At 59.3% G+C, this 22,601-nt stretch carries 24 protein-coding genes and 1 pseudogene; 12 read left to right on the top strand and 13 right to left on the bottom strand.

All coding sequences use genetic code 11. The annotated features are described in order from the left end of the window. Positions 1–61: 61 nt before the first annotated feature. Together AFK24_RS27870 and AFK24_RS31065 are read right to left on the bottom strand one after the other, a co-directional pair. Complete coding sequence (locus tag AFK24_RS27870; protein ID WP_065836377.1) at positions 62–2,032, bottom strand: acetyl/propionyl/methylcrotonyl-CoA carboxylase subunit alpha; 1,971 nt, start codon at positions 2,030–2,032, stop codon at positions 62–64. Positions 2,033–2,262: 230 nt separating this feature from the next. Then, positions 2,263–2,409: a hypothetical protein gene (locus tag AFK24_RS31065; RefSeq protein WP_170826408.1), complete on the bottom strand. Its 147-nt coding sequence runs from the start codon at positions 2,407–2,409 to the stop codon at positions 2,263–2,265. Positions 2,410–2,642: 233 nt separating this feature from the next. Here AFK24_RS31065 and AFK24_RS27865 point away from each other — a divergent pair, with 233 nt between their 5' ends. After that, entirely contained in the window at positions 2,643–3,434 is a 792-nt protein-coding gene (locus AFK24_RS27865; RefSeq protein ID WP_080482352.1) for a substrate-binding periplasmic protein, read from the top strand. A gap of 59 nt (positions 3,435–3,493) precedes the next feature. Here the strand turns inward: AFK24_RS27865 and AFK24_RS27860 are convergent, their stop codons facing one another. Beyond that, a complete protein-coding gene (locus AFK24_RS27860; protein WP_020292869.1) occupies positions 3,494–3,661 on the bottom strand; it encodes a DUF2897 family protein in 168 nt (55 codons plus the stop codon). A gap of 214 nt (positions 3,662–3,875) precedes the next feature. Between AFK24_RS27860 and pyrF the strand changes: the two genes are divergently transcribed. Further along, complete coding sequence (gene pyrF / locus AFK24_RS27855; protein WP_065836376.1) at positions 3,876–4,583, top strand: orotidine-5'-phosphate decarboxylase; 708 nt, start codon at positions 3,876–3,878, stop codon at positions 4,581–4,583. Between the two features lie 124 nt (positions 4,584–4,707). On the opposite strand, the gene AFK24_RS27850 is transcribed toward pyrF, so the two are convergent. Beyond that, positions 4,708–5,712 carry an NADP-dependent oxidoreductase gene (locus AFK24_RS27850; protein ID WP_065836303.1) on the bottom strand — a complete coding sequence of 335 codons (1,005 nt, stop codon included), beginning with the start codon at positions 5,710–5,712 and terminating at the stop codon, positions 4,708–4,710. Between the two features lie 249 nt (positions 5,713–5,961). Between AFK24_RS27850 and AFK24_RS27845 the strand changes: the two genes are divergently transcribed. The 5 genes and pseudogenes from AFK24_RS27845 to AFK24_RS32170 all read left to right on the top strand — a co-directional run bounded on the left by AFK24_RS27845 (position 5,962) and on the right by AFK24_RS32170 (position 11,717). After that, positions 5,962–6,723, top strand: coding sequence for an SDR family oxidoreductase (locus tag AFK24_RS27845; protein WP_065836302.1), 762 nt, complete (start codon positions 5,962–5,964; stop codon positions 6,721–6,723). 258 nt (positions 6,724–6,981) lie between these two features. Next, positions 6,982–8,454 carry a mechanosensitive ion channel domain-containing protein gene (locus AFK24_RS27840; RefSeq protein ID WP_065836301.1) on the top strand — a complete coding sequence of 491 codons (1,473 nt, stop codon included), beginning with the start codon at positions 6,982–6,984 and terminating at the stop codon, positions 8,452–8,454. 97 nt (positions 8,455–8,551) lie between these two features. Next, complete coding sequence (locus AFK24_RS27835; protein WP_065836300.1) at positions 8,552–9,484, top strand: S66 peptidase family protein; 933 nt, start codon at positions 8,552–8,554, stop codon at positions 9,482–9,484. A 262-nt stretch (positions 9,485–9,746) separates the two neighbouring features. Next, positions 9,747–10,856, top strand: a pseudogene (locus AFK24_RS32175) (HAMP domain-containing protein); the annotation flags it as partial. Next, positions 10,836–11,717: a methyl-accepting chemotaxis protein gene (locus AFK24_RS32170; protein WP_430962187.1), complete on the top strand. Its 882-nt coding sequence runs from the start codon at positions 10,836–10,838 to the stop codon at positions 11,715–11,717. The pseudogene AFK24_RS32175 and the gene AFK24_RS32170, both read left to right, overlap by 21 nt. Positions 11,718–11,855: 138 nt before the next feature. Here AFK24_RS32170 and AFK24_RS27825 read toward each other — a convergent pair whose 3' ends face one another. Next, on the bottom strand, positions 11,856–13,046 hold the full coding sequence (locus tag AFK24_RS27825) for a benzoate/H(+) symporter BenE family transporter (protein WP_065836298.1): 1,191 nt from the start codon (positions 13,044–13,046) through the stop codon (positions 11,856–11,858). Positions 13,047–13,203: 157 nt separating this feature from the next. After that, positions 13,204–13,680, bottom strand: a complete 477-nt coding sequence (locus AFK24_RS27820; protein WP_065836297.1) for a MarR family transcriptional regulator — start codon at positions 13,678–13,680, stop codon at positions 13,204–13,206. Between the two features lie 82 nt (positions 13,681–13,762). Here AFK24_RS27820 and AFK24_RS27815 point away from each other — a divergent pair, with 82 nt between their 5' ends. The 3 genes from AFK24_RS27815 to AFK24_RS27805 all read left to right on the top strand — a co-directional run bounded on the left by AFK24_RS27815 (position 13,763) and on the right by AFK24_RS27805 (position 16,059). Further along, a complete protein-coding gene (locus AFK24_RS27815; RefSeq protein WP_065836296.1) occupies positions 13,763–14,929 on the top strand; it encodes a PLP-dependent aminotransferase family protein in 1,167 nt (388 codons plus the stop codon). 35 nt (positions 14,930–14,964) lie between these two features. Beyond that, positions 14,965–15,567: a glutathione S-transferase family protein gene (locus AFK24_RS27810; RefSeq protein ID WP_065836295.1), complete on the top strand. Its 603-nt coding sequence runs from the start codon at positions 14,965–14,967 to the stop codon at positions 15,565–15,567. 99 nt (positions 15,568–15,666) lie between these two features. Next, positions 15,667–16,059: a lysozyme inhibitor LprI family protein gene (locus AFK24_RS27805; protein WP_065836294.1), complete on the top strand. Its 393-nt coding sequence runs from the start codon at positions 15,667–15,669 to the stop codon at positions 16,057–16,059. Between the two features lie 12 nt (positions 16,060–16,071). Here AFK24_RS27805 and AFK24_RS27800 read toward each other — a convergent pair whose 3' ends face one another. Beyond that, complete coding sequence (locus AFK24_RS27800) at positions 16,072–16,443, bottom strand: glutathione S-transferase N-terminal domain-containing protein (RefSeq protein WP_065836293.1); 372 nt, start codon at positions 16,441–16,443, stop codon at positions 16,072–16,074. Between the two features lie 76 nt (positions 16,444–16,519). Then, the gene (folE, locus tag AFK24_RS27795; RefSeq protein ID WP_065836292.1) at positions 16,520–17,065 is read right to left on the bottom strand and encodes a GTP cyclohydrolase I FolE; all 546 of its coding nucleotides are present in this window, start codon (positions 17,063–17,065) and stop codon (positions 16,520–16,522) included. Between the two features lie 218 nt (positions 17,066–17,283). Between folE and AFK24_RS30325 the strand changes: the two genes are divergently transcribed. Next, complete coding sequence (locus tag AFK24_RS30325) at positions 17,284–17,475, top strand: hypothetical protein (RefSeq protein ID WP_139110586.1); 192 nt, start codon at positions 17,284–17,286, stop codon at positions 17,473–17,475. Between the two features lie 45 nt (positions 17,476–17,520). Here AFK24_RS30325 and AFK24_RS27790 read toward each other — a convergent pair whose 3' ends face one another. The 3 genes from AFK24_RS27790 to AFK24_RS27780 all read right to left on the bottom strand — a co-directional run bounded on the left by AFK24_RS27790 (position 17,521) and on the right by AFK24_RS27780 (position 19,301). After that, complete coding sequence (locus AFK24_RS27790; RefSeq protein WP_065836291.1) at positions 17,521–18,078, bottom strand: Smr/MutS family protein; 558 nt, start codon at positions 18,076–18,078, stop codon at positions 17,521–17,523. Positions 18,079–18,164: 86 nt separating this feature from the next. After that, entirely contained in the window at positions 18,165–18,485 is a 321-nt protein-coding gene (locus AFK24_RS27785; protein WP_065836290.1) for a hypothetical protein, read from the bottom strand. Positions 18,486–18,710: 225 nt separating this feature from the next. Beyond that, complete coding sequence (locus tag AFK24_RS27780; protein ID WP_065836289.1) at positions 18,711–19,301, bottom strand: cysteine hydrolase family protein; 591 nt, start codon at positions 19,299–19,301, stop codon at positions 18,711–18,713. 247 nt (positions 19,302–19,548) lie between these two features. Between AFK24_RS27780 and prmB the strand changes: the two genes are divergently transcribed. Beyond that, complete coding sequence (gene prmB / locus AFK24_RS27775) at positions 19,549–20,457, top strand: 50S ribosomal protein L3 N(5)-glutamine methyltransferase (protein WP_065836288.1); 909 nt, start codon at positions 19,549–19,551, stop codon at positions 20,455–20,457. 138 nt (positions 20,458–20,595) lie between these two features. On the opposite strand, the gene AFK24_RS27770 is transcribed toward prmB, so the two are convergent. Next, positions 20,596–21,393, bottom strand: a complete 798-nt coding sequence (locus AFK24_RS27770) for a hypothetical protein (protein WP_065836287.1) — start codon at positions 21,391–21,393, stop codon at positions 20,596–20,598. Positions 21,394–21,524: 131 nt separating this feature from the next. After that, positions 21,525–22,484: an alpha/beta hydrolase gene (locus AFK24_RS27765; protein ID WP_065836375.1), complete on the bottom strand. Its 960-nt coding sequence runs from the start codon at positions 22,482–22,484 to the stop codon at positions 21,525–21,527. Between the last annotated feature and the right edge of the window lie 117 nt (positions 22,485–22,601).

Below are 22,601 nucleotides of genomic sequence, written 5' to 3'. Positions count from 1 at the left end.
TTTCCATCAAATCGACTTGGTCTGGAGTGGAGGGTAGTCACATTAGCCTCGTTACGTCCAATCAGGCCTGAAACGGCGCGACTTCCAGCAACACTTGTCGCCCCTTGACCTGATCGCCGCGGGTTACTTGAACCTGACGGATGACGCCAGCGATCCCGGCCTTGAGCGGCTGCTCCATTTTCATCGCTTCGAGCACCACCAGCAGCTGACCCTGGCTGACCGTCGCGCCTTCGCTGACCAATACCTCGACAATCGAGCCGTCCATGGGCGCCCTGACGGTTCCGGAACCGGCGAGCGCCGGACCGGTGAGGGTGTCATGGGTGCGATCAACGAAATGCAACGCACCGGACTCGCAATGCAACCACAGATTCTTGCCCTGCAAGTGGCAGGCATAGCGACGTCGAACCCCGTCGATTTCGACATGGGCCGAGCGTCCGTCGGCTTCCAGTACCTGAACGCTATGGACGCTGTCGGCGATGCTCAGGTCCAGGCGGGCGCCGTTGCGGATCAGATTCACTTCCATGACCCGCTCGTCGTGGCCCAGCAGGTAACGACGTTGCTCCGGCCCCGTATTGCTCCAGCCCGCGGGCTTGGACGGGTGGGCGCTGGCCGAGCCCTGATAGAACAGGGCCGTGGCGAGGGCCAGCTGCGAGGCCTTGGCAATCTGCGGCAGCAGACTCGCGTCCTCGCGCAGGTGCTGGCCGATGAAACCGGTGCCGACCCGTGCGTCGACAAAAGCCTGATGTTTCAGTACACCTGCCAACAGCCGCTGATTGGTCTGCACGCCCAGTAACACGCTGCTTTGCACCGCGCGCAGAAGCTTGCGTCGCGCCTCTTCGCGGGTTGCACCGTGAGCGATGATCTTGCCCAGCAGCGGATCGTAGAACGGGCTGATGGCCTGATCTTCGAGCAAGCCGTGATCGACTCGCACACCTTCGAACAGCAGCGGCTGCCAGCGCAACACTCGACCGGTCTGCGGCAGGAAACCTCGCGCCGGGTCTTCAGCGTACAGCCGCGCCTCGATGGCGTGACCGCTCAGCTGAATCTGGTCCTGGCGTAAAGGCAGGGTTTCGCCAGCCGCCACTCTGATCTGCCAGGCCACCAGATCCTGCCCAGTGATCATCTCGGTTACCGGGTGTTCGACCTGCAGGCGGGTGTTCATTTCCAAAAAGTAGAACTGACCGTCATGGGTCAGCAAAAACTCCACAGTGCCGGCGCCCTGATAGTTCACGGTTCGGGCAGCCGTCAAGGCAGCGCTGCCCATGGCTTCGCGCAGCTGCGGGTCGACGGCGGGGCTGGGCGCCTCTTCAATGACTTTGCGGTGGCGACGCTGCACCGAGCAATCGCGCTCGCCGAGAAAGACCAGGTTGCCGTGGCTGTCGCCGAAAACCTGCACCTCGACATGACGCGGATCAATCAGCGCCTGCTCCAGAATCAACTCCGCCGAACCGAAAGCGTTCTGCGCCTCGGCACGCGCGGTGTTGAGCCGCTCCAGCAGCTGACCTTCATGTTCCACCAGGCGCATGCCTCGTCCGTCACCTCCGGCACTGGCCTTGATCAGCACTGGATAGCCGATCCGCCGCGCTTCGCGGCTCAAGGTCTGATCGTCCTGTTCTACACCTTGATAACCGGCGACGCACTGTACACCGGCAGCAATCATGGCCAATTTTGACAAACGCTTGCTGCCCATCAGTTCGATGGCTTCCGCGCTGGGGCCTATGAACACCAGGCCGGCGGCTTGGCAGGCGCGGGCGAATTCGGCGCTTTCCGAGAGAAAGCCGTAACCGGGGTGAATGGCGTTGGCTCCAGAGCGCTGCGCGGCATCGAGAATCACCTCGATATTCAAATAAGACTGCTGCACCGTTGGCGCCCCGATGCACACCGCTTCGTCAGCCATCTGCACGTGCCGGGCGTCGCTGTCGGCGGCACTGAAGACCGCCACCGTGCGATAACCCAGATCGCGGGCGGTGCCGATGATGCGGCAGGCAATTTCCCCCCGATTGGCAATGAGAATCTTGTCGAAGACGGGCAAATTACGGCCCACTGATTCGTGTTCTTGAATAACGTGCATTTCTTATTGTTCTCCTCGTCCCGGCTGGCGTTTAAACAGTGCCGTCCTGTCACTAATCGCCGGTCCCGTTAGAGCGAGCGGGCGGCGTTCCTGGTTGCCCGCATAGCGGTGTAGGAGCGGCTTTAGCCGGGAAAAAGTCTCTCGCGGCTAAAGCCGCTCCTACGTGACCCTCGCGAACAAGTTCACTCTCATTACGTATCGCTCAACACCTTGCACAGTAGCAGTGCAGTGATTTCCCGCACGACACGCAGACCGTCGGCGGCGTCTTCGGCCAAGTATTTGCGCGACTGCCTGGCCTGATGCTTGCCTGGTTGCAGAGGGCAGCTTAAATTGCCCACGCTGGCGCAATGGTCGCTGGAGGGGTATTGATGAGTGAGCAAGGTGCCGTTGTGAACCGACGAAGCATTGCCACTGATTCTCAGGCACGTTTCGGTATAAAACCCTGTGAATTCATTCTTTTGGGCAATTGTTTAAACTTGGCAAAACGCCTAATTTAGCTCGTTTGTTTATTACTCTGGGGTGCGCAGTCTTGATGTATGTGTCTGTGCGAGAGGTTTGGCGGGCAGTTTTGATGGCCGCAGTGGCGTTGTTGTCCCTGGAGGCAGCCGCCGAGCAAGTTGTGCGAATTGGTGCCGCGCATTTTCCGCCTTATACCATTCGGCCGGAAAAGGGCGCAGACACCGGGCTGCTGCCGGAATTGGCCGCTGCTCTGAATGCTGCGCAACACGACTATAAGTTCGTGCTGGTGCCGACCTCAATCCCGCGCCGTTTTCGGGATCTGGAGCAGGGCCGCATCGACATGGCGATTTTCGAGAACCCCGACTGGGGCTGGGAGCGCATCGCTCATCAGGCTGTCGACATGAAGCTGGAAGACGCCGAGATTTTCGTGGCACGCAAGGTAGAGGGGCGAGATCAGACGTATTTCAATAATTTTGACGGCAAGCGCTTGGCCCTGTTCAGCGGTTACCACTACGCATTTGCGCAGTTCAATGCCGATCCTGCTTATCTTGCGGAAAACTTTAACGTAACCCTGACGTATTCCCACGACAGCAACCTGCTGATGGTTCTGCGCGGACGTACCGACATTGCTCTGGTAACCCGCTCATATTTGAGCGACTTTCTCGCGCGCAACCCAAACGAAGCCCGACAACTGCTGGTTTCAGAACGTATCGATCAGGTTTATCGGCATTACGCTTTGCTGCGTCCGGCTGCGCCGATCTCGGCTGCACGGTTTGACCAGTTATTGGCGAAGTTGCGTGATAACGGCCAGATGCTGAAAATTTTCCAGCCGTTTCGCATTGCTGTCACTTCGCCGCTGACCGAGTCTTCGGTGGCCGGCAAGCAACGCCTCGAAGCGCCGTAGGCTGCAACAATCAGCTCAATACAAAAGGGCGATGCGGGTTAGGCATCGCCCCGGGGCATTCAGCGATCCTTGGCTTCCTTGGCATCCATCTCGGCATTGCGCTCATGGACGCGTTTGAGTTGTTCATCGGTCAGCGGCAGTTTTTTTGCCGAGTCGCGCAGCATCATCAGCCCCCCGACGATCGAGCCGATTGCAACTACCAGAATTAACCAGGCATACCAGGGCATAGTGCTCTCCTTTTTGTGATACCGGTTTGAGCGGTGTCGCTGCTCAATGGTTCAAGTCTAGCCCCATACCCCTTTGGTTGCTGCTGTTTGCGAAACCGCGCCGGTCCAGGGCGTGTTCATCGGCCAATGGTTTGCGCACACCGGATCGATTACCCGTACGGGGACGGGTTCGGCTACAATGCGCGCCGATTTCGACTTACCAGAGAACCCGCTCATGTCCGCCTGTCAGACTCCTGTCATCGTCGCCCTGGATTTCCCGACCCGTGAGGCCGCCCTGAAGCTGGCCGACCAGCTCGACCCCAAGCTGTGCCGGGTCAAGGTCGGCAAGGAGCTGTTCACCAGCTGTGCGTCGGACATCGTGGAAACCCTGCGCGGCAAGGGCTTCGAAGTGTTTCTGGACCTGAAATTCCATGACATCCCCAACACCACGGCGATGGCGGTCAAGGCCGCTGCGGAAATGGGCGTATGGATGGTCAATGTGCATTGCTCGGGCGGTTTGCGCATGATGGCTGCTTGCCGCGAAGTCCTGGATCAGCGCAGCGGTCCTAAACCGTTGCTGATCGGCGTGACTGTACTGACCAGCATGGAACGTGAAGATCTGGCCGGCATCGGTCTGGACGTCGATCCGCAGGTGCAGGTTTTGCGTCTGGCGGCGCTGGCGGAAAAAGCCGGTATGGACGGCCTGGTTTGCTCGGCGCTGGAAGCTCAGGCCCTGAAAGCCGCGCACCCGTCGCTGCAATTGGTGACACCGGGGATTCGCCCAAGCGGCAGCGCCCAGGACGACCAACGCCGCATCCTGACTCCGCGTCAGGCGCTGGACGCCGGCTCCGACTACCTCGTGATCGGTCGCCCGATCAGTCAGGCCGCCGATCCGGCCAAGGCGCTGGCGGCGGTGGTGGCTGAGCTGAATTTGCCGGGCTGAGTGATCACGGACCATTGCACTGTTGGAGCGAGGCTTGCCCGCGAAGGCGGCGTCTCAGGTTCGAAGTTCGGGGTGAGGCGACCTGCTTCTTCGCGGGCAAGCCTCGCTCCAACGGAATCAGCATTCAAACCTTCAACACCAACTTCCCGAAATTCTCGCCCTTGAACAGCTTCAGCAGGGTTTCCGGGAAGGTTTCCAGGCCTTCGACGATATCTTCCCGGCTCTTGAGTTTACCTGCTGCCATCCAGCCAGCCATTTCCTGGCCTGCGGCGGCGAAGCGGTCGGCGTAGTCCATCACCACAAAACCTTCCATGCGCGCCCGGTTGACCAGTAGCGACAGATAATTGCTTGGGCCTTTCACCGGTGACGTGTTGTTGTACTGGCTGATCGCACCGCAAATCACCACTCGGGCCTTGGGCGCCAAACGGCTGAGCACCACGTCGAGGATGTCGCCGCCAACGTTATCGAAATACACATTCACCCCATTCGGGCACTCGCGTTTCAGCCCCGCCAGCACGTCTTCGTTCTTGTAGTCGATAGCGCCATCGAAACCCAACTCTTCCACCAGCGATTGGCATTTCTCCTTGCTGCCGGCAATGCCCACCACGCGGCAGCCCTTGATCTTGGCGATCTGTCCCGCGACGCTGCCTACTGCACCCGCCGCACCGGAAATCACGACGGTATCGCCGCTTTGCGGTGCGCCGACATCCAGCAACGCGAAGTACGCGGTCATGCCGGTCATGCCCAGCGCAGACAGGTATCTCGGCAGCGGCGCAAGCTTCGGATCGACCTTATAGAAGCCTTTGGGCTCGCCGAGGAAGTAATCCTGAACACCCAGCGCGCCCTGAACGAAATCGCCTACGGCAAACTTGTCGTTCTCTGACGCGACGACCTCGCCCACGCCCAGCGCGCGCATCACATCGCCCAAACCCACTGGCGCAATGTATGACTTGCCTTCGTTCATCCAGCCACGCATGGCCGGGTCCAACGACAAATACTGGTTCTTGACCAGAATCTGCCCGGTCGAAACCTCGCCGAGCGGCACTTCCTGATAGGTGAAATCTTCCCGGCTGACTGTGCCGACGGGACGTTTGGCGAGCAGGAATTGACGATTGGTCTGGTTGGTCATGGCAGGTCCTCGCAAAGGGGCAAAAGGGCGCAACGGTAAAAGATCATTGAAGTCGCTGCCCGAGGTTGAGGCAAGCAAAGGGCGTTCAGCGAATGCAAGTCGATCCAGCAAGATGATGAAGCGAGGTCATCTGTATCACTGCAATTCATGCTTCCCCAACCGAGCGCTTGATAGTGCTGACGGAGCGGGCTGCCCAGTGGCTAGACTCAATGTTCTTCCCGATTCATCACAACAATAAGGACAATTCCGATGAGCATGACGTTTTCCGGTCAGGTGGCGCTGGTGACAGGCGCCGCAGCAGGCATTGGCCGCGCCACTGCGCTGGCGTTCGCCGCCGAAGGACTGAAAGTGGTGGTGGCGGATCTGGACAGCAATGGCGGCGAACGGACCGCACAGCTGATTCACGAAGCCGGCGGCGACGCGTTGTTCGTGCGTTGTAACGTCACTCAGGAAAGCGAAGTGCGGCAATTGATGGAGCGCGCTGTGGCGGCTTATGGCCGGGTTGATTACGCCTTCAACAATGCCGGGATCGAGATTGAGAAAGGTCGCTTGTCCGAGGGCAGCGAGGCCGAGTTCGACGCGATCATGGGCGTCAACGTCAAAGGCGTTTGGTTGTGCATGAAATATCAGTTGCCGCTGATGCTCGCCCAGGGCGGCGGGGCCATCGTCAACACGGCTTCGGTTGCGGGCCTTGGCGCGGCGCCGAAGATGAGTATTTACAGCGCATCGAAACACGCGGTGATCGGCCTGACCAAGTCTGCCGCTATCGAATATGCGAAGAAGAAAATCCGCGTCAACGCGGTTTGTCCGGCGGTCATCGACACCGACATGTTCCGCCGCGCCTGGGAATCCGATCCGAAGAAAGGCGAATTTGCCGCCACCATGCATCCGGTCGGCCGGATCGGAAAGGTCGACGAAGTCGCCACTGCGGTGCTTTACCTGTGCTGCGACGGCGCCGCCTTCACCACCGGCCAGGCGCTGGCGGTTGATGGCGGGGTGACGGCGATGTGAAGCGCTGAATATATCTCTCTGTAGGAGGGGACTTGTCCCCGAAAGCAATAGGCCAGGCAGCGGGATAGTTTGATATTAATGCCGTCTGAGCCACTGCCTTCAGGGACAAGTCCCCTCCCGCCAAGCCCTTATTTGTTGCACGACGACGCGCTCTTGCAACCGATCCCACCGCTTTGGATTTCAATCAGCTAAGCTCGGCTTGTTTCAGGCGGATCGGCTTTAGCTGCGCCTGATTTCCGGTTTTTCTGGAGCGTGTCGATGGATTTCCCGTGGTTGGCTTTTCCGCTGGTCAGCGCTTCGCTGATCCTGGTCATCGACCTGACATTCTGGCAGTGGGTGGATCAGCGTTGGTTACGCTGGAAGATGGCGGTGCGGCTGGGATTGTTCCTGCTGTTCAGCATGTGTTTGGTCCAGGCCGGGTTGAGTCCCTTGAACACGGTGCCGACCGAGTTGCCGGTATCGCGCCACGTACTGGCGACCACGTTGTCCATCGCCTGGTGGCTGTTTGGTGCGCGGACCCTGACGATCCTCATCAGCGTGCTGCTGGCGCCGCGCATTGGCGGCAAGGGCCATCTGCTGCAAGACGTGCTGGGTGCGATCATCTTTCTTGTCGCAGCGGTGGCGGCAGCAGCTTACGTCCTCGATCTGCCAGTCAAAGGCCTGCTGGCAACCTCCGGCGCCGTGGCAATCATTCTCGGCCTGGCGGTTCAGAGCACGTTAAGCGACGTGTTCTCCGGCATCGTGCTCAATGCCACCAAACCGTTTCGCGTCGATGACTGGATTCGTGTCGACGACATTGAAGGCAAGGTCATTGAGATTGACTGGCGCTCGACCCATTTGCTGACCTCCGAAGGCAGCATGGCGGTCATTCCCAATGCCATGGCCGCCAAGACGCGGATCGTCAATTTCAGTCGTCCGGATCATTTCCACGCGGTGACCCTGAGCATCGAGCTCTCAGTGCGCCTGCGGCCCAGTCTCGTCCTGGATGCCATCGGCAAGGCGTTGCAAGGTTGTCGGGAGTTGCTGGTACAACCGGCTTCCAGCGCGGTGGTCGTCAAGTCCGGGCTGCGCAGCGTCGAATATGAAGTCACCGGCTACGTTCAGTCTCGGGACCGTCGTTCTGCGGTACGTAACCAGTTGCATGACTTGATCTATCGCCAACTGGCTGCCAGCGAAACGCGCCAGGACCAAGTGCGCCCCGCGACCCGTGTTTCGGCAGTGCTCAACACGGTCGGTGCCTTGCGCATGTTGAGCAACGCTGACCTGGCCGAGCTTGAGCGCAACATGCGCCTCAATGCCTTCCAGAACCATGAAGTGATTCTGGCGGCGGGCGTCGTCCCTGATGCGCTGTATATCATCGAATCCGGGATCGTTTCGGTGTCCATCGAGCGTCCCGAGGGCTGGGTCGAAGCAGGGCGCATGGGCCCCGGCGAGCTGATGGGCGAAACCGGGTTTGTCGATCAATCGCCGGCTGTGGGACGTTTTAGTGCCCTGACCGATTGCATGGTGTACCGCATCGCGCTGGCGGACCTGGAGCCCTGGCTCAAGGATCATCCCGAGTTGCGCGGCGCGTTGGCGGGGCTGGCACGTTTCCGGGCCAAGGCCCGCGCGGCTATGCTCACCAACAAGCCGGCGGCGCCCGATCCCAATGGCTTTCTGAAATGGCTGCGCAAGGGTGTCACGCGCTTCCAGGCACCGCGAGAGACGCGCAAGACGGACAAACTCAGTTAACGTGTCGGTAATTAGTTATGTAGATCAACCGCCACGAGTGCTCTACATTACCTTGGCTTCCGAATAGTCCCTTTCACTTCAAGCCTGAGTCAGTTGAATGCCTTCCATCTGCTTGCCGACGCTCCATCCCAAAGCACTGCGCCCTGGCGATGCGGTGGCGCTGGTGTCGCCAGCCGGTCCCGTGGCCGCTGAAAAAATCGAATCAGCCGTGCAGGTGTTGCAAGGTTGGGGCTTGCGTCCTCGCGTCTATCCCCATGCGCTGGATCAATACTCGTTCTACGCCGGCCGCGATGAAGATCGTGCGAGCGACCTGAATGATGCGCTGGCCGACCCTGAAATCCGTGGCGTTATCTGCAACCGTGGCGGCTACGGCGTGCAGCGGATCATCCAGCGTCTGGATTTTGAGGCGGTGCGCCGCGATCCGAAGCTGGTGGTAGGTTTTTCCGATATTACCGCCCTGCATGCGGCACTCTGGACCGAGGCCCGGCTGGCAACTGTTCACGGACCGGTGGCGACCCAGCTTGAGCGCGGCGGTGTGTTCACCAGTGGCATGCGTCACACACTGATGAACACCGAGCCGGTTCTGGTCGAGGCCAACGCAGACGAACCCACTTTCAATGTCCGTATCAAGGGCCGTGCCTCGGGAGTATTGCTCGGCGGGAATCTGAGCATGCTCAGTACCTGTGTCGGTACCCCGTTCATGCCCGACCTGACCGGCGCCATTCTGCTGCTCGAAGACGTGGGCGAGGCGAGCTACCGGATTGATCGCATGCTCACCCATTTGCTCAACTGCGGAATCCTGCAACGTCTGGCCGGTATCGCCGTTGGCCAATTCAGTCTTCCGGGCAACGGGCTTAGTGCAGTATCAGCGTCCGAGGTATTGACTGAGCGTCTGGGCAAGCTGGGTATTCCGGTCCTGGGTGGTCTATCCATCGGGCATGGCACCAGCAATTTCGCAGTGCCGTTGGGCACCGACGCCACGCTTGATGCCGATGCGGGCACGCTGCTGGTGGCTGCCGCCGCCCGGTAGTTTTCAGTCGCACCAGATCAGTACAGCGTTGCCCCTTACGGGTTCGAATCCGGGCGCCATTTCGAGGTTTTTTGATAGTCGGTCGCACCGAATTTCTGTGCGCCGACTCAGACCGTCCTGAAAGCGACTTCAGCGTAGCTTTTTGCCATTATTCCGTCGGCAAAGACTTGTATCTGCCGTGAGCCATTGCGAATCTGCACGATTATTGAATGGCCTGCTTAAAGGCCAGAGTGCCCAAGGTATTCACAGGGGATGCGACGCTATGATTTCGGCCGTGCAAGCACGATTCGCTAATCTTGGGATGGCGAAAAAACTGGGCGTGGGCTTCGCGCTGGTTCTGCTGCTGACTGTTCTGGTGGCAGCCATCGGCGTCTGGTCGTTGAAAAACATCAGCGTGCATTTCGACGGATTGAAGCAGATGTCTGCGTTGAACAGCGGCGTGCTCAAAGTCAGGCTGCTGGAGCAGGATTATGCGCTGCGCAGCGACCCGAAAATCGTTGAAGAGCTGCATGCCGGCGTTGAAAACCTCAATCTCCTCGCTGAAAACCTCAAGGGCCAGTCGCCCGCCAACCAGCAAATGATGACTCAGGTCCAGCAAGGCCTGGCCGCGTACCGCAAATCTTTCGATGAATTCGTCAGCCTCAGTCAAAGCAAGGATCTGGCGCTGGAAATGGCCAGCTGGTCGGTCTCCAGCGTAGCCAACAATCTCGATGTGCTGCAGGCCGGGCTGGCCGATGACGGTGCGTATGGTCTGAAAGATTCACAAGGCCAGCAAGGTGGTGAGTTCATCGAGCAGGCCAATCAGGTCAGTCAGGTTTCCAAACTGATGATGCAGGCCATGGACGAAGCGCGGGTGCGCCTGGACAAAAGCCGCAAGACGGGCTCGGGCGAGGAAGCCAAGACCGGCAAGATCGAGCAGGCCGATCAGGCCCAGGCTCTGGCCGAGGAACTCAAGGGCGTGATCAAGGATCCGGGTTATCTCACTGTGCTGGGGGAAGTCGGCACGCACATCGTCAATTTCACCGACAAGCTCAACGAATACACGGGATTGCTGGCCAGCGAAGCGCAGGTTTCCAAACAACTGGCCGCCAATGCCCGGCAGGTCGTGGATCAGGTCAATCAAGCCTACGCCGCTGAAGACGACTCCATGCAGGCGCAAATCAAGACCAATTCCATGCAGATCATCGGCTCGTCGATCATCGCCTTGTTCGTGGGGCTGATTGCGTCCTGGCTGATTACCCGGCTGATTGTCGGGCCGTTGCGCAGTGTCATCGCCTTCGCGCAGCGTATTGCCGCCGGCGACTTGAGCGCCAGTGCAGCGGTCAAGCGTCGCGATGAAATTGGCCAGCTGATGCTCGCCATGCAACAGATGGGCGCAGGCCTGAGCGGTATCGTCAGTGGCCTGCAAGCAGGTATCGAACAGTTGGCCAGCTCGGCTCATTCCCTGTCGGCGGTGACGGAACAGACCAATCGGGAAGTCAGCAGCCAGCAGCAGGAAACCGAGCAAGTGGCGACCGCCATGAACCAGATGACCGCCACGGTCCATGATGTGGCGCGCAATGCCGAAGAGGCGGCACTGGCCGCGCAGACCGCCGACAACAAAGTCGACAGCGGCCAGAGCGTCGTGCGCCAGAGTCTGCAACGTATCGAGCAACTGGCCACGTCGGCGACATCGGCGAGCGACAGCATTGAAAGCCTCAGTGCGGAAATTCAGAACATCGGGACCGTGCTCAGCGTGATCAAAAGCGTTGCCGAGCAGACCAACCTGTTGGCCTTGAACGCAGCCATCGAAGCCGCGCGGGCGGGTGAGCAAGGTCGAGGCTTCGCGGTTGTCGCTGATGAGGTTCGGGCACTGGCCAAGCGTACTCAGCAATCAACAGAAGAAATCGAACGTCTGGTGGGCAGCTTGCAGAACGGCGCGCAGGCGTCGGTGACGCAGATTCGCAGCAGCGCAGAACTGGTCAAGCTGGCAGTCAGCGATGTGCTGCAAACCGAAAGCGCGTTGGGCAGCATCGCCTCGGCGGTGTCGATGATCCAGCAGATGAATCAGCAGATCGCTGCGGCTGCCGAAGAGCAGACGTCAGTGGCCGAGGAAATCAACCGCAGCGTTACCAGTATCCGCGCCAGCGCCGATCAATCGGCCTTGGCGATGCGCGGCAATGCGGCGTCAAGTATCGAGCTGGCGTCGCTGGGCATGGAGTTGAAGGGGATGGTGGGGCATTTCAGGTTGTAGGGTTTCCGTACGCGGTAACCTTTGTAGGACCGGATTTATCCGGGAGGGCGTTAGCGCGTATTCACAAGAATTCCTTGTCCACGCTGGCTCTTTCCCGAATGAATTCGGTCCTACAGTCTTCGCAGACAAAACCGTCCTTCAACCCCGCCGTCCATTCAGAATCAACAACGTCAAAACCCCCGCCACGATCCCCCAGAACGCCGAACCGATGGAAAACAGCGTCAGCCCCGACGCCGTGACCATGAAGGTGATGAGCGCCGCTTCACGTTCCTTGGGTTCGTTCATCGCCACGGTCAGGCCGTTGATGATCGAGCCAAACAGCGCCAGGGCGGCGATGGACAGCACCAGTTCCTTGGGAAATGCCGCAAACAGGGCCGCAAGGGTTGCGCCGAAAATTCCGGCAACGCCGTAGAAAACCCCGCACCAGACCGCCGCGGTATAACGCTTGTCCCGATCTTCATGGGCATGAGGGCCGGTGCAGATTGCCGCGCTGATCGCCGCAAGATTGATCCCGTGAGAGCCGAACGGCGCGAGGATCAGGGATGCAATGCCGGTGGCGGAAATCAGCGGCGAGGCGGGCACCTGATAGCCGTCGGCGCGCAGCACGGCGATACCCGGCATGTTCTGCGAGGTCATGGCAACGACGAACAACGGAATGCCAATGCTGATCGTCGCGGCAAGGGAAAATTCAGGCGTGGTCCAGACCGGCAGGGCGACTTCCAGGGCGAACCCGCTGAAATCCAACAGACCCAGCAAACCGGCCAGCGCGACGCCCACCAACAGCGCGCCCAGTACGGCATAGCGCGGCGAAAGGCGTTTGACGATCAGGTAAGTGAAGAACATGCCCAGCACCAGCGCTGTGCGGTGCTGAGCGGCGATGAAAATTTCGCTGCCGATCTTGAACAGGATTCCGGCCAGCAATGCCGCGGCCAGTGATGCCGGCAAGCGTTTGACCAGGCGTTCGAAGCTGCCGGTCAAACCGCAGATCATCACCAGCACCGCGCAGGTGATAAAGGCGCCGATCGCTTCGGGGTAGGCCACGCCGCCCAGGCTGGTGACCAGCAATGCTGCGCCGGGCGTCGACCAGGCGACAGTGATCGGTGTGCGGTAACGCAGCGACAGGCCGATGCTGCACACCGCCATGCCCATGAACAGCGCCCAGATCCACGAAGAAATCTGCGCCGTGGTCAGGCCTGCTGCCTGACCGGCCTGAAACATCAAGACCAGCGAGCTGGTGCAGCCCGTCATCATGGCAATAAACCCGGCCACAATGGCTGACGCGGAAGAGTCCGCCAGCGGGCGTAACGGGGCTTGTGTGGTGTCGGTCATCGGACATTCCTTGCGCGAAATCAGGCGCCAAGCCTAAACGTAGTCGTTACAAGGCGTTGCGATACAGCCAGCTGCACAAACGCAAGTACAGTTAGCTAAAACATAGCAAAAGTGAAGCGTTGTACGGGTGTGCTGAAAACCGCTCATACAGCGCTCATTAAATGGGTTCTTCATGTCCCGCGACAGGTTTCGCCAGGCTTTGCCGGGTTTGTCCCAGCGCCTCATTCACCGCCAACCAACCGTCCACTGCTTCCTGGCCCGCCTCGCGAAATACCCGTTGTAAAAGTTTGACCTGCTCGCGGCGCAGCGCCTGTTCAAACTTTATGCCTTCGGGGGTCAGTGCCAACAAGCGCTTGCGTTTGTCGCTGTCCGGCGCGGCGCTTTGCACCAGATCCATGGCAACCAGCTGGCGTAAAGGCGCATTCAGCGCTTGCTTGCTGACCCCCAGCACACTGAGCAACTCCGTCACGCTCAAACCGGGGTAGCGCGCGATAAAAAATACGATGCGTTGATGCACCCGGCTGCAGCCGCGCCGCTCCAGCATTTCGTCCGCCTTGGCAGTGAAGGCCTGATAGCCGAAGAAAAAAGCTTCCATGGCGGCTTGCTGCGTGGCGGGATTTTTAAGGTCAAGCATATTGACGTATCCGGTTGCGATATCGTAATTTCGGTCAACCAGTTTGACTTATTTCCATTTATATCGGCTACCGGTGATCTCCATGGCATTCTCCGAACGCGTTTCCCGCCTGAAAAGCTCCTTGATTCGTGAAATTCTCGCGGCAGCGCAGCGCCCGGAAGTCATGTCGTTTGCTGGCGGTCTGCCTGCCGAAGCCATGCTGCCCCGTGTGGAGTGGGCCGACATGCCTGTGGCGTTGGGCCAATACGGCATGAGCGAAGGTGAGCCCGAGTTGCGCGAAGCCCTGGCTGATGAAGCCCGCGCCATCGGTCTGCGCTGCGATGCGAGCCAGGTATTGATCGTCAGCGGTTCGCAACAAACCCTGGATCTGGCCGCCAAGCTATACATCGATAAAGGCACGGAAATCGTCCTGGAAGCGCCGACTTACCTGGCTGCGCTGCAGATATTCCAGCTGTTCGGTGCTGACTGCCTGACCGTACCGTTGCAGGCCGACGGCCCGGATCTGCTTGCGCTGCGTCAGCGCCTGGAGCAGCACAAGCCAGCGTTTGCCTACCTGATTCCGACGTTCCAGAACCCGTCTGCAGTGCGTTACAGCGAGGCCAGTCGCGAAACGGTCGCGGCGCTGCTTGATGAGTTCGGCGTGACGTTGATCGAAGACGAGCCGTATCGTGACCTGACCTTCGACGGTGGCAGCGCACGACCGATTGCCAGTCGCCTGAAAAAAGCCAGCTGGATCTACACTGGTACCGTGTCGAAAACCTTGTTGCCAGGCTTGCGCGTCGGTTATCTGATTGCCAGTCCTGACCTGTTTCCCCATCTGCTGCGCTTGAAGCAGTCAGCCGACCTGCACACCAATCGGTTGGGCCAATGGCAGGCGCTGCAATGGATCGGCACCGAGCACTACCGCAAGCATTTGCTGCAATTGCAGGACTTCTATCGTGGGCGTCGTGATGCATTCGAAGCCGCCCTGCAAGAGCATTTCGGCGATCTGGCCGACTGGAACAACCCGCAAGGCGGATTGTTTTTCTGGCTGACTTTGCGGCAACCGTTGGATACTCGCACCTTGCTCAATGAAGCGTTGGCACAGGATGTTGCGTTTATGCCCGGCGAGCCGTTTTTTGCCGACCCGGATGCCAATCATGGCTATCTGCGTTTGAACTTCAGCCACATCGACCCGACCCGCCTCGGCGAAGGCCTGAAGCGACTGGCGGCGGTGGTGCGAATGGCTCAGCAGCAACAAGCGGCTTAAGGGCAATCAGGACAAGCAGTGAAAGGAGAGCAGTGATGTACAAGGTTTATGGCGATTACAACTCGGGCAACTGCTACAAGATCAAGCTGATGCTCAGCCTGCTGGGCATCGCGTATCAATGGATTCCGGTGGACATCCTCAGCGGCGAGACCCAGACGCCGGCGTTTCTGGAAAAAAATCCCAATGGCAAGATTCCGGTCCTGGAGCTTGAGGACGGCACTTGTCTGTGGGAATCCAATGCGATCCTCAATTTCCTCGCCGATGGCAGCCATTTCCTGCCGGCCGAGCCGCGCTTGCGCACTCAGGTTTTGCAATGGCAGTTCTTCGAGCAATACAGCCACGAGCCATGTATTGCGGTTGCGCGCTTTATTCAGTTCTATCTGGGCCTGCCCGAGGAACGGCTCGCTGAATACCGCTCCTTGCAGAAGGCCGGTTATCGCGCCCTGGCCGTGATGGAACAACAGCTCAAGCGCACGCCGTATCTGGTGGGCGAGATGTTCTCCATCGCCGACATTGCGCTCTACGCTTACACCCATGTGGCCCATCAGGGCGGTTTCGACCTGGCACCGTATCCAGCTATTCAACACTGGCTGGCACGGGTCAAGGGGCAACCGGGATATGTGGGTATGCTGGATTGATGCGTGTTTAATGGGGCAAATATGGAACCGTAGGAGCGGCTTTAGCCGCGAGGGACGCGTGCCCCCGGAGTTCAGGCAGTTGCTGATGAGGAGTTTCACATGCGATTTTCGATGATGGCGGTGCTGGCATTCATGGCCTTGGGCATTGGCTGTTCGGCACAGGCGCAGATCCAGGATTGCGATGGCACCCAAGGCGAAATGAACGCCTGCGCGGGCAAGCAGTTGGCGGCGCTGGATGCGGATCTGAATAAGCAGTACAAGGCGCAGATGAGCTATCTCAAAGACGCCGCGCAGAAGCAGTCGCTCAAGGATGCGCAGGTCACGTGGATCGCGTTTCGCGACGCCGATTGCCTGTATCAGGTGGGCAAACGCGAGGATTCCGGGTCAATCTGGCCGCTGCTGCAATCCCAGTGTCTGGCCGAGCACACTGAGTTGCGGGTCAAGCAATTGAAGGCTTACGTCGCCTGTCGCCAGGACGGTTGCCCGAACTGATCGAACGAGGTATCAGACCGCAGCGAAGCGCTGATTCAGGTAATCGATGATGACCTTGGATTCGTACATCCAGACCGTTTTGCCGCCTTCATCAATGCGCAGGCAAGGGACTTTGATCTTGCCGCCTTCCGTGAGCAACGTTTGACGGTCCAGCTCGTTGTTCTTCGCATCGCGCAGCCCAACGGGAACGTTCAGGCGGCGCAGGGTGCGGCGCGTCTTCACGCAGAACGGGCAGGCGTGAAACTGATACAGAGTCAGGTCGTGCGCTGCTGCATCGACCGTTGCCTGAGCTTGCGGCGTGCGCTGCTTTTTGCCGGGGCGGGTCAGGAAGTCGCCGAAGATGATCAGCTGGCCCAGGCCAACTCTTAATGCCTTGATAAACATGATGCAAACCTTCTGAAAAACCTAGGCGGATAGATTGCCCAAGGCCCGAACGCAAAGCAGTCGGGCAGGGCGGCAATCATTTGATCAGGCTGAGAAACTCGCTGCGGGTAGCCGCGTTTTCACGGAATTCACCGAGCATCACCGAAGTGATCATCGCCGAATTCTGCTTTTCGACACCACGCATCATCATGCACATGTGCTTGGCTTCGATGACCACGGCCACACCCAGCGCGCCGGTAACAGTCTGCACGGCTTCGGCGATCTGGCGACTGAGGTTTTCCTGGATCTGCAAGCGACGGGCGTACATGTCAACGATGCGCGCGACCTTGGACAGACCGAGCACTTTCCCGTTGGGGATGTAAGCAACGTGGGCCTTGCCAATGAACGGCAGCAAATGATGCTCGCACAACGAATACAATTCGATGTCCTTGACCATCACCATTTCGCTGGCGTCGGAGCTGAACAGCGCGCCGTTGGTGACTTCTTCCAGGGTTTGCTCATAGCCGCGACACAGATACTGCATCGCCTTGGCAGCGCGCTTGGGTGTGTCGAGCAGCCCTTCGCGGGAAACGTCTTCGCCCAGTTGGCCAAGGATCTCGGTGTAATTCTGTTCCAGTGTCACAGAGCTTTATTCCGTGTGGGTTCAATAAACGCGGGTTTGCGGCCCGCCAAGGCGCACATAGTAACTTACCTGCTGCCGACAAGTCGCGGTCCGGGCCGGGCGGCACGCCTTTGTATCAAGCCTGATACCTGGCCTCTACCAAGCTGCTACGTACATATGGGTGCTGGCGCTGTCTGACGTACAGGTAACAAATACCTGTCGCATAGAGAGTTAATTAGATGTTTGCTCGAATAGTTAAAGTCGCAATGGTTGTAGCTGTACTGTCCACGGTTTCCGGATGCTTCCCGTTCTGGGGCCCGGGTGGTCATGGCGGCGGTGGTGGTGGCGGTGGTCATCATGACGGTGGCGGCCAGGGCGGCGGCGGTGGTCAAGGTGGCCCGGGCTTTGGCGGCTCAGGCGGCCGTCCGTAACACCTGCGTTACTTCAGGCTAAGGCTTGAATCAGGCTGCGACGGTTTATTCGTCGCGGCCTTCCATCATGGTCCGCTTGAGGATCACGTAAACCGCTCCCGCGCCGCCGTGCTTGGCCAGGCATGAACAGAAACCCAGGACTTGCGTATGTTGCCGCAGCCAGGTGTTGACGTGGCTTTTGATCATCGGCCGCTTGCCGTCCAGGCGCACCGCCTTGCCGTGGGTCACGCGCACGCAGCGGATTTCCAGCTTGGTCGCTTCGGCGAGAAATTCCCACAAGGTCTCGCGCGCCACTTCGACGCTCATGCCATGCAGGTCCAGACTGCCCTCGAAGCTGATCTGACCCAGCTTGAGCTTGCGCATCTGACCTTCCTGTACACCGTCCCTTGACCAGCTCAGCACGTCCTCGGGGCCCACATCAATCACGAATTGATCAGACAGCCCGTCAACGGTCACCGAATCGGTGCGCACGGTTGCCGACTGGCGCAGCCTGGCCAGAAGTTTACGATCGGTCTTGGGTTTGCCCACATCCGCATGTTCATGCTTGATGGGCTTGACGCCGCGCGTCTCGTTTCGGAACAGGGAAAAGTCGTCGTCTTGCATGGTGCCTCCGCGAAGAGGGCTAGTTTAACCAAGTCGCGGGGTGCTCGGGTTGACTAAACTCGTGTCGAGAAAAAACGCTGCAGCCATCAGTCGTGTTTTTTCATCAGGTGCGGGGACATATTCAACCCCTTTGCCCGGCGCCGACTCAAACGGCAGCGCCTCCACAACCAGATGCCGAGATACAGCACCAGCAAGCCGCCAGCCACGATGAATGCCGCGCCGACCGGGCTGGCATTGAGTTCGCCCAATGCCTGGGGATGCCCGATGAGACTGGACACACCCGCCATGGTCAGCAAAACGCCCAGCGTCGCCAGCAAGGCAGCAATCGCAGAACCAATACGCACACCCCAGTTCCCTTGCCCTTTGGGGCGCAGGCGACGGGCGTCGAAACCATCGGATATTTTCATTCCGATTTCCTCCAGGTGTATCGGCGCTCTGACCCGGATATGAACCGGTGGTTCCCGCCACAACGGGCTCAGAGGCAAATGCGGGTGATTAATGGATAGGCGGTTATGAGAAGTAGATCACATGTTCGCAGGGGGTGCAGGCATTGCTTCAGGAACCGTCCTGAGATGCTCCGGCGCACCAGTGGCGCAGGGTGACGGTGGATCGATTCCTGATGCTCAAGCGCCTCAGATCAAGTCTTTGGTCAAGGCCAGTGTGGCGAAGTTGTCGTTCATGATGGCCATTTCGGTGCGATGCACGACCCGAGCGCTGACGACGCCTTCAGGGCTTGGCAGGTCGCGGGTTGCGCAGGCGTCGTCGACCAGTGTGCAGCGATAGCCATAGTCCTTGGCCGCGCGGACCGTGGTGCTGATGCTCGAATGGCTCATGAAGCCGCACACGATCAGGTCCAGATGACCAAGGCTCTGCAACAGATCGTCAAGACCGGTGCCATTGAAGGCATTGGGAAGGCGCTTTTCGACGACGCGTTCGCCATCATGGGGCAGCAACGAGGGCAGGAATTCGCCGCGCTCGCCTTGTGGGTCAAACAGGCCGCCGACGGTGCCGAGGTGGCGGATATGCACGATCGGGCATTTTGCAGCGCGGGCAGCCGCTACCAACAGGCAAATATTGGCGACGGCTTCATCGATCCCGCTAAGTGCCAGTGGACCACTGACATATTCTTTCTGGGCGTCGATGATAATCAGGGTGGCATTACTCAAAGTGGCGGGTGCATAACCACGGCCGCTGAGTTGAAACATGGTCTTTGGATCTGACATCTGGGGCTCCTTCAGGTGGGGCTTTTGCGACATTCTCCTCCGGCTGAGCGGTTCTGGGAATGGCAACGATGACAACTAACGGTTTTGCTGGGCTGTAGGGCTGTTTTCAGCTGAATAATGGCAGTATGCCTTGATTGTTTTGCCGAGATACATAAAGTGCAGCGCAAACGATGGCCCGATACGGTTTCACGGCGTCACGGCATCGTCTGTTAGAATCCCCCGTCGTTTTCTCAAGGAGTTGTCTGAAGTGATCACATCCCGCTTGCGTACGCTGCGCGACCATATCCGTTGGGCGGTCAGTCGCTTTCACGAAGAAGACCTGTTTTTCGGGCATGGCACCGATAACGCGTGGGATGAAGCCCGGCAACTGGTGCTGGGTGCCGTACACCTGCCTTGGGAAATTGCTGACAGCTATCTGGATTGCCGCCTTGAAGTCGATGAGATTGCGCTCCTACAACGCTTGATCATGCGCCGCGTCGACGAGCGCATCCCGACGCCTTATCTGCTCGGCGAAGCCTGGTTCTGCGGGATGTCTTTCATTGTCGATGATCGCGTGTTGATTCCACGCTCACCCATTGCCGAGCTGATCGAAAATCGCTTTGCGCCCTGGCTGCCCGACGAACCGGCGCGGATTCTCGACCTGTGCACAGGCTCCGGTTGCATCGGCATTGCCTGCGCCGACGTATTTCCGGACGCCGAAGTGGTGCTTGCGGATCTGTCCTACGAAGCGCTGGAAGTCGCCAATCAGAACATCGAGCGCCATGGCGTGGACACTCGCGTGTACACCGTGCAGGGCGATGGTTTCGATGGTTTGCCGGGGCAGCGCTTCGACCTGATCGTCTCCAATCCGCCTTATGTCGACGCCGAAGATTTCGCCGATATGCCTGACGAATACCAGCACGAGCCGGAACTGGCTCTGGCCTGCGGCAGTGATGGCTTGAATCTGGTCCGGCGCATGCTCAGCCAGGCAGCCGATCATTTGACCGACAAGGGCTTGTTGATCGTCGAGGTCGGTAACAGCCAGGTTCATGTGCAGGCGCTGTACCCGGAAGTGGACTTCGCCTGGCTGGACTTCCTGCGGGGCGGGCATGGCGTGTTCATGCTGACCGCCGCCCAGTGCCGGGATCATCAGGCGTTGTTTGAAACGCGGATGTGAACGTAGCGCCTAAGGATCGGGTAGGAGGGGACTTGTCCCCGATGGCTTCGGCGCAGACCCCATCGGGGACAAGTCCCCTCCTACCCGATTCGTGCACAGTCGGCACAGGTTTTCATTTCCGGCATTGGTGAATGCCGGTTACCGATGCGTCGCAATCCAGATCAGCAACCCTGCCTGGAATACCGCGAAGGTTACCAGGCAGGCAATCGTGAAGCGCAGGCTGCTGTCCTCGCGCTTGTATTTGGCCACCCGGTCTTCGTGCTGGCGAATCAGCACTTCCTGCTCGATCATCTTTTTCTCGGCGTTCTCCAGCATTTGCGAGGCTTCGAGGATTTCGATGATCTGAATTTTTTCGATATTCCAGGTGCTGTGCAGGTTGCCGACCTGGACATCCTTGACGCTGCCTTTCATATGCTGCGCATCGGCGTAGACGACTTCGAAACCCTGGGTGCGCAAAAAGTGGTCGCGGCGCAGTCGGGTGTCTTCGTTCAGGCCGTCTTTACTGGCCAGCGCCACGCTTTCAATCTTGTACGTCGACCATTTCTTCTGCGCCCAAAGAATGCCTTGGGCGGCCAGGAAACGACCGATGCCGCGGTTCCACGGTTCGATCTGCAAGCCGGAGTCTGGCCCCATACGCACCAGGCGCTTCTCGTGGTCGACCCAGACGTCCAGATGATTCTGTTCGCGCCGAACCCGTTGTCCTGGCAGCTGAATGGCCAGGCGCAGCAGGCTCAGTTCCTTGCTGTGGCGCTCGGCTCGACCGAGCTGCACGAATCGCAGGGGACGGGCGCCGGTGGCCCGGTCCGTCTGCAGCGGTGCCAGCCGCAACATCATGAAGGTTTCCGGCTGAACCTCTTCCCACGGCTGCGCAACCGCCGGTACTTCAGCAGTGGCGGGTTTTTCGGCAACAGTGTGCAGGGCATTCGTTTCAGTCATTTTTCCCGCCGATCTTGTTCATGATCCTTATGTTGCATACAAAGTATTGCAACACGGTGCCAGTAGCATCCTATCGGCTGCTTTTGCCAGTCCTGAAGGGCGTTTCGCGTGTGCTGGCGTCAAAAAGTGCATCAAGCGGCGGGCAGGGCGCCGATGAAACGCAGAATGCGGGTGGTCAGTTCACTGGCCAGCGGCAATTGCGGATCCTTATACGACGCGAGCTGGCGTTTGATGTCGTTGGGCACAATGCGTAGCACGTGATTCATGCCGTCGATCAATGCCAGCTCAGCATCGGGTTTGGCTTGCTGCAACAACTGTGCGTCGCCCACGCCGACCTGAATGTCATGGCGACCCTGAACGATCAGCGCCGGGACCTGCAACTTGCCGAAGGCAGCGGCCGGATCCTGGCGGAACAGCGAGGTCAGGTACGGCTGCACGCTGGGACGAAACACCACTTCCAGCTCGGCGGGCACATCGTCGTCGGTCTTGCCGGCCTTGATTTCATCGATCAACTGATTGCTGCGCGCCAGCAGCGGCGGCGGCAGACGGTACTGAAGCTGTTCGCGCAGCACCTGATCAACCGGGCGGCCAGTGCCTGCCACGGAAATCACCGCAGCGGCGCCAGCTTTCTCGGCAGCCAGCGAGGCGACCAGAGCGCCCTCGCTGTGCCCCAGCAGAATCAGCTGGCCCAGACGCGGATCAGCCTTGAGTTTTTGCCCCCAGGCTTGGGCATCCGCCACATAACCTTCGATGCTCAGGTTGCGTTCGTCCGGTGTGGCTGGTTTGCTGGCGGCGATCCCGCGCTTGTCGTAACGCACGCTGGCAATGTTGTGTTTGGCGAGGATGCGCGCCAGACGCTTCATGCTGTCGTTGCGCCCGCCATCGGGGTTGTTACCGTCTCTGTCGGTTGGACCGGAGCCGGCAATGATCAGCACCACCGGCACTGGCGCGTCGGATTTAGGCAGCAGCAAGGTGCCGAACAGCTCACCGGTACCGGTGTCGAGACTAATAGGACGTTGCAGGACAACTGGTTCGCCAGCGTAGGCAAGCCCGGTGAGCAAGGGAAGTATCAAGGCAATAACTCGTAACATCGTTGGGCCACTATCTGTTTGGGTGCCGATTGGACGCGGCCAGACGAATAAGGTTCGAGGATGAACTACACGACCAGCCTGCGTATACTGGCGCGCCTGGTTTTTATTGATCTGGTT

The organism is Pseudomonas syringae, from assembly GCF_001698815.1.
Lineage (GTDB): Bacteria > Pseudomonadota > Gammaproteobacteria > Pseudomonadales > Pseudomonadaceae > Aquipseudomonas > Aquipseudomonas syringae_A.
This window is presented reverse-complemented; position numbering and strand designations above follow the sequence as displayed.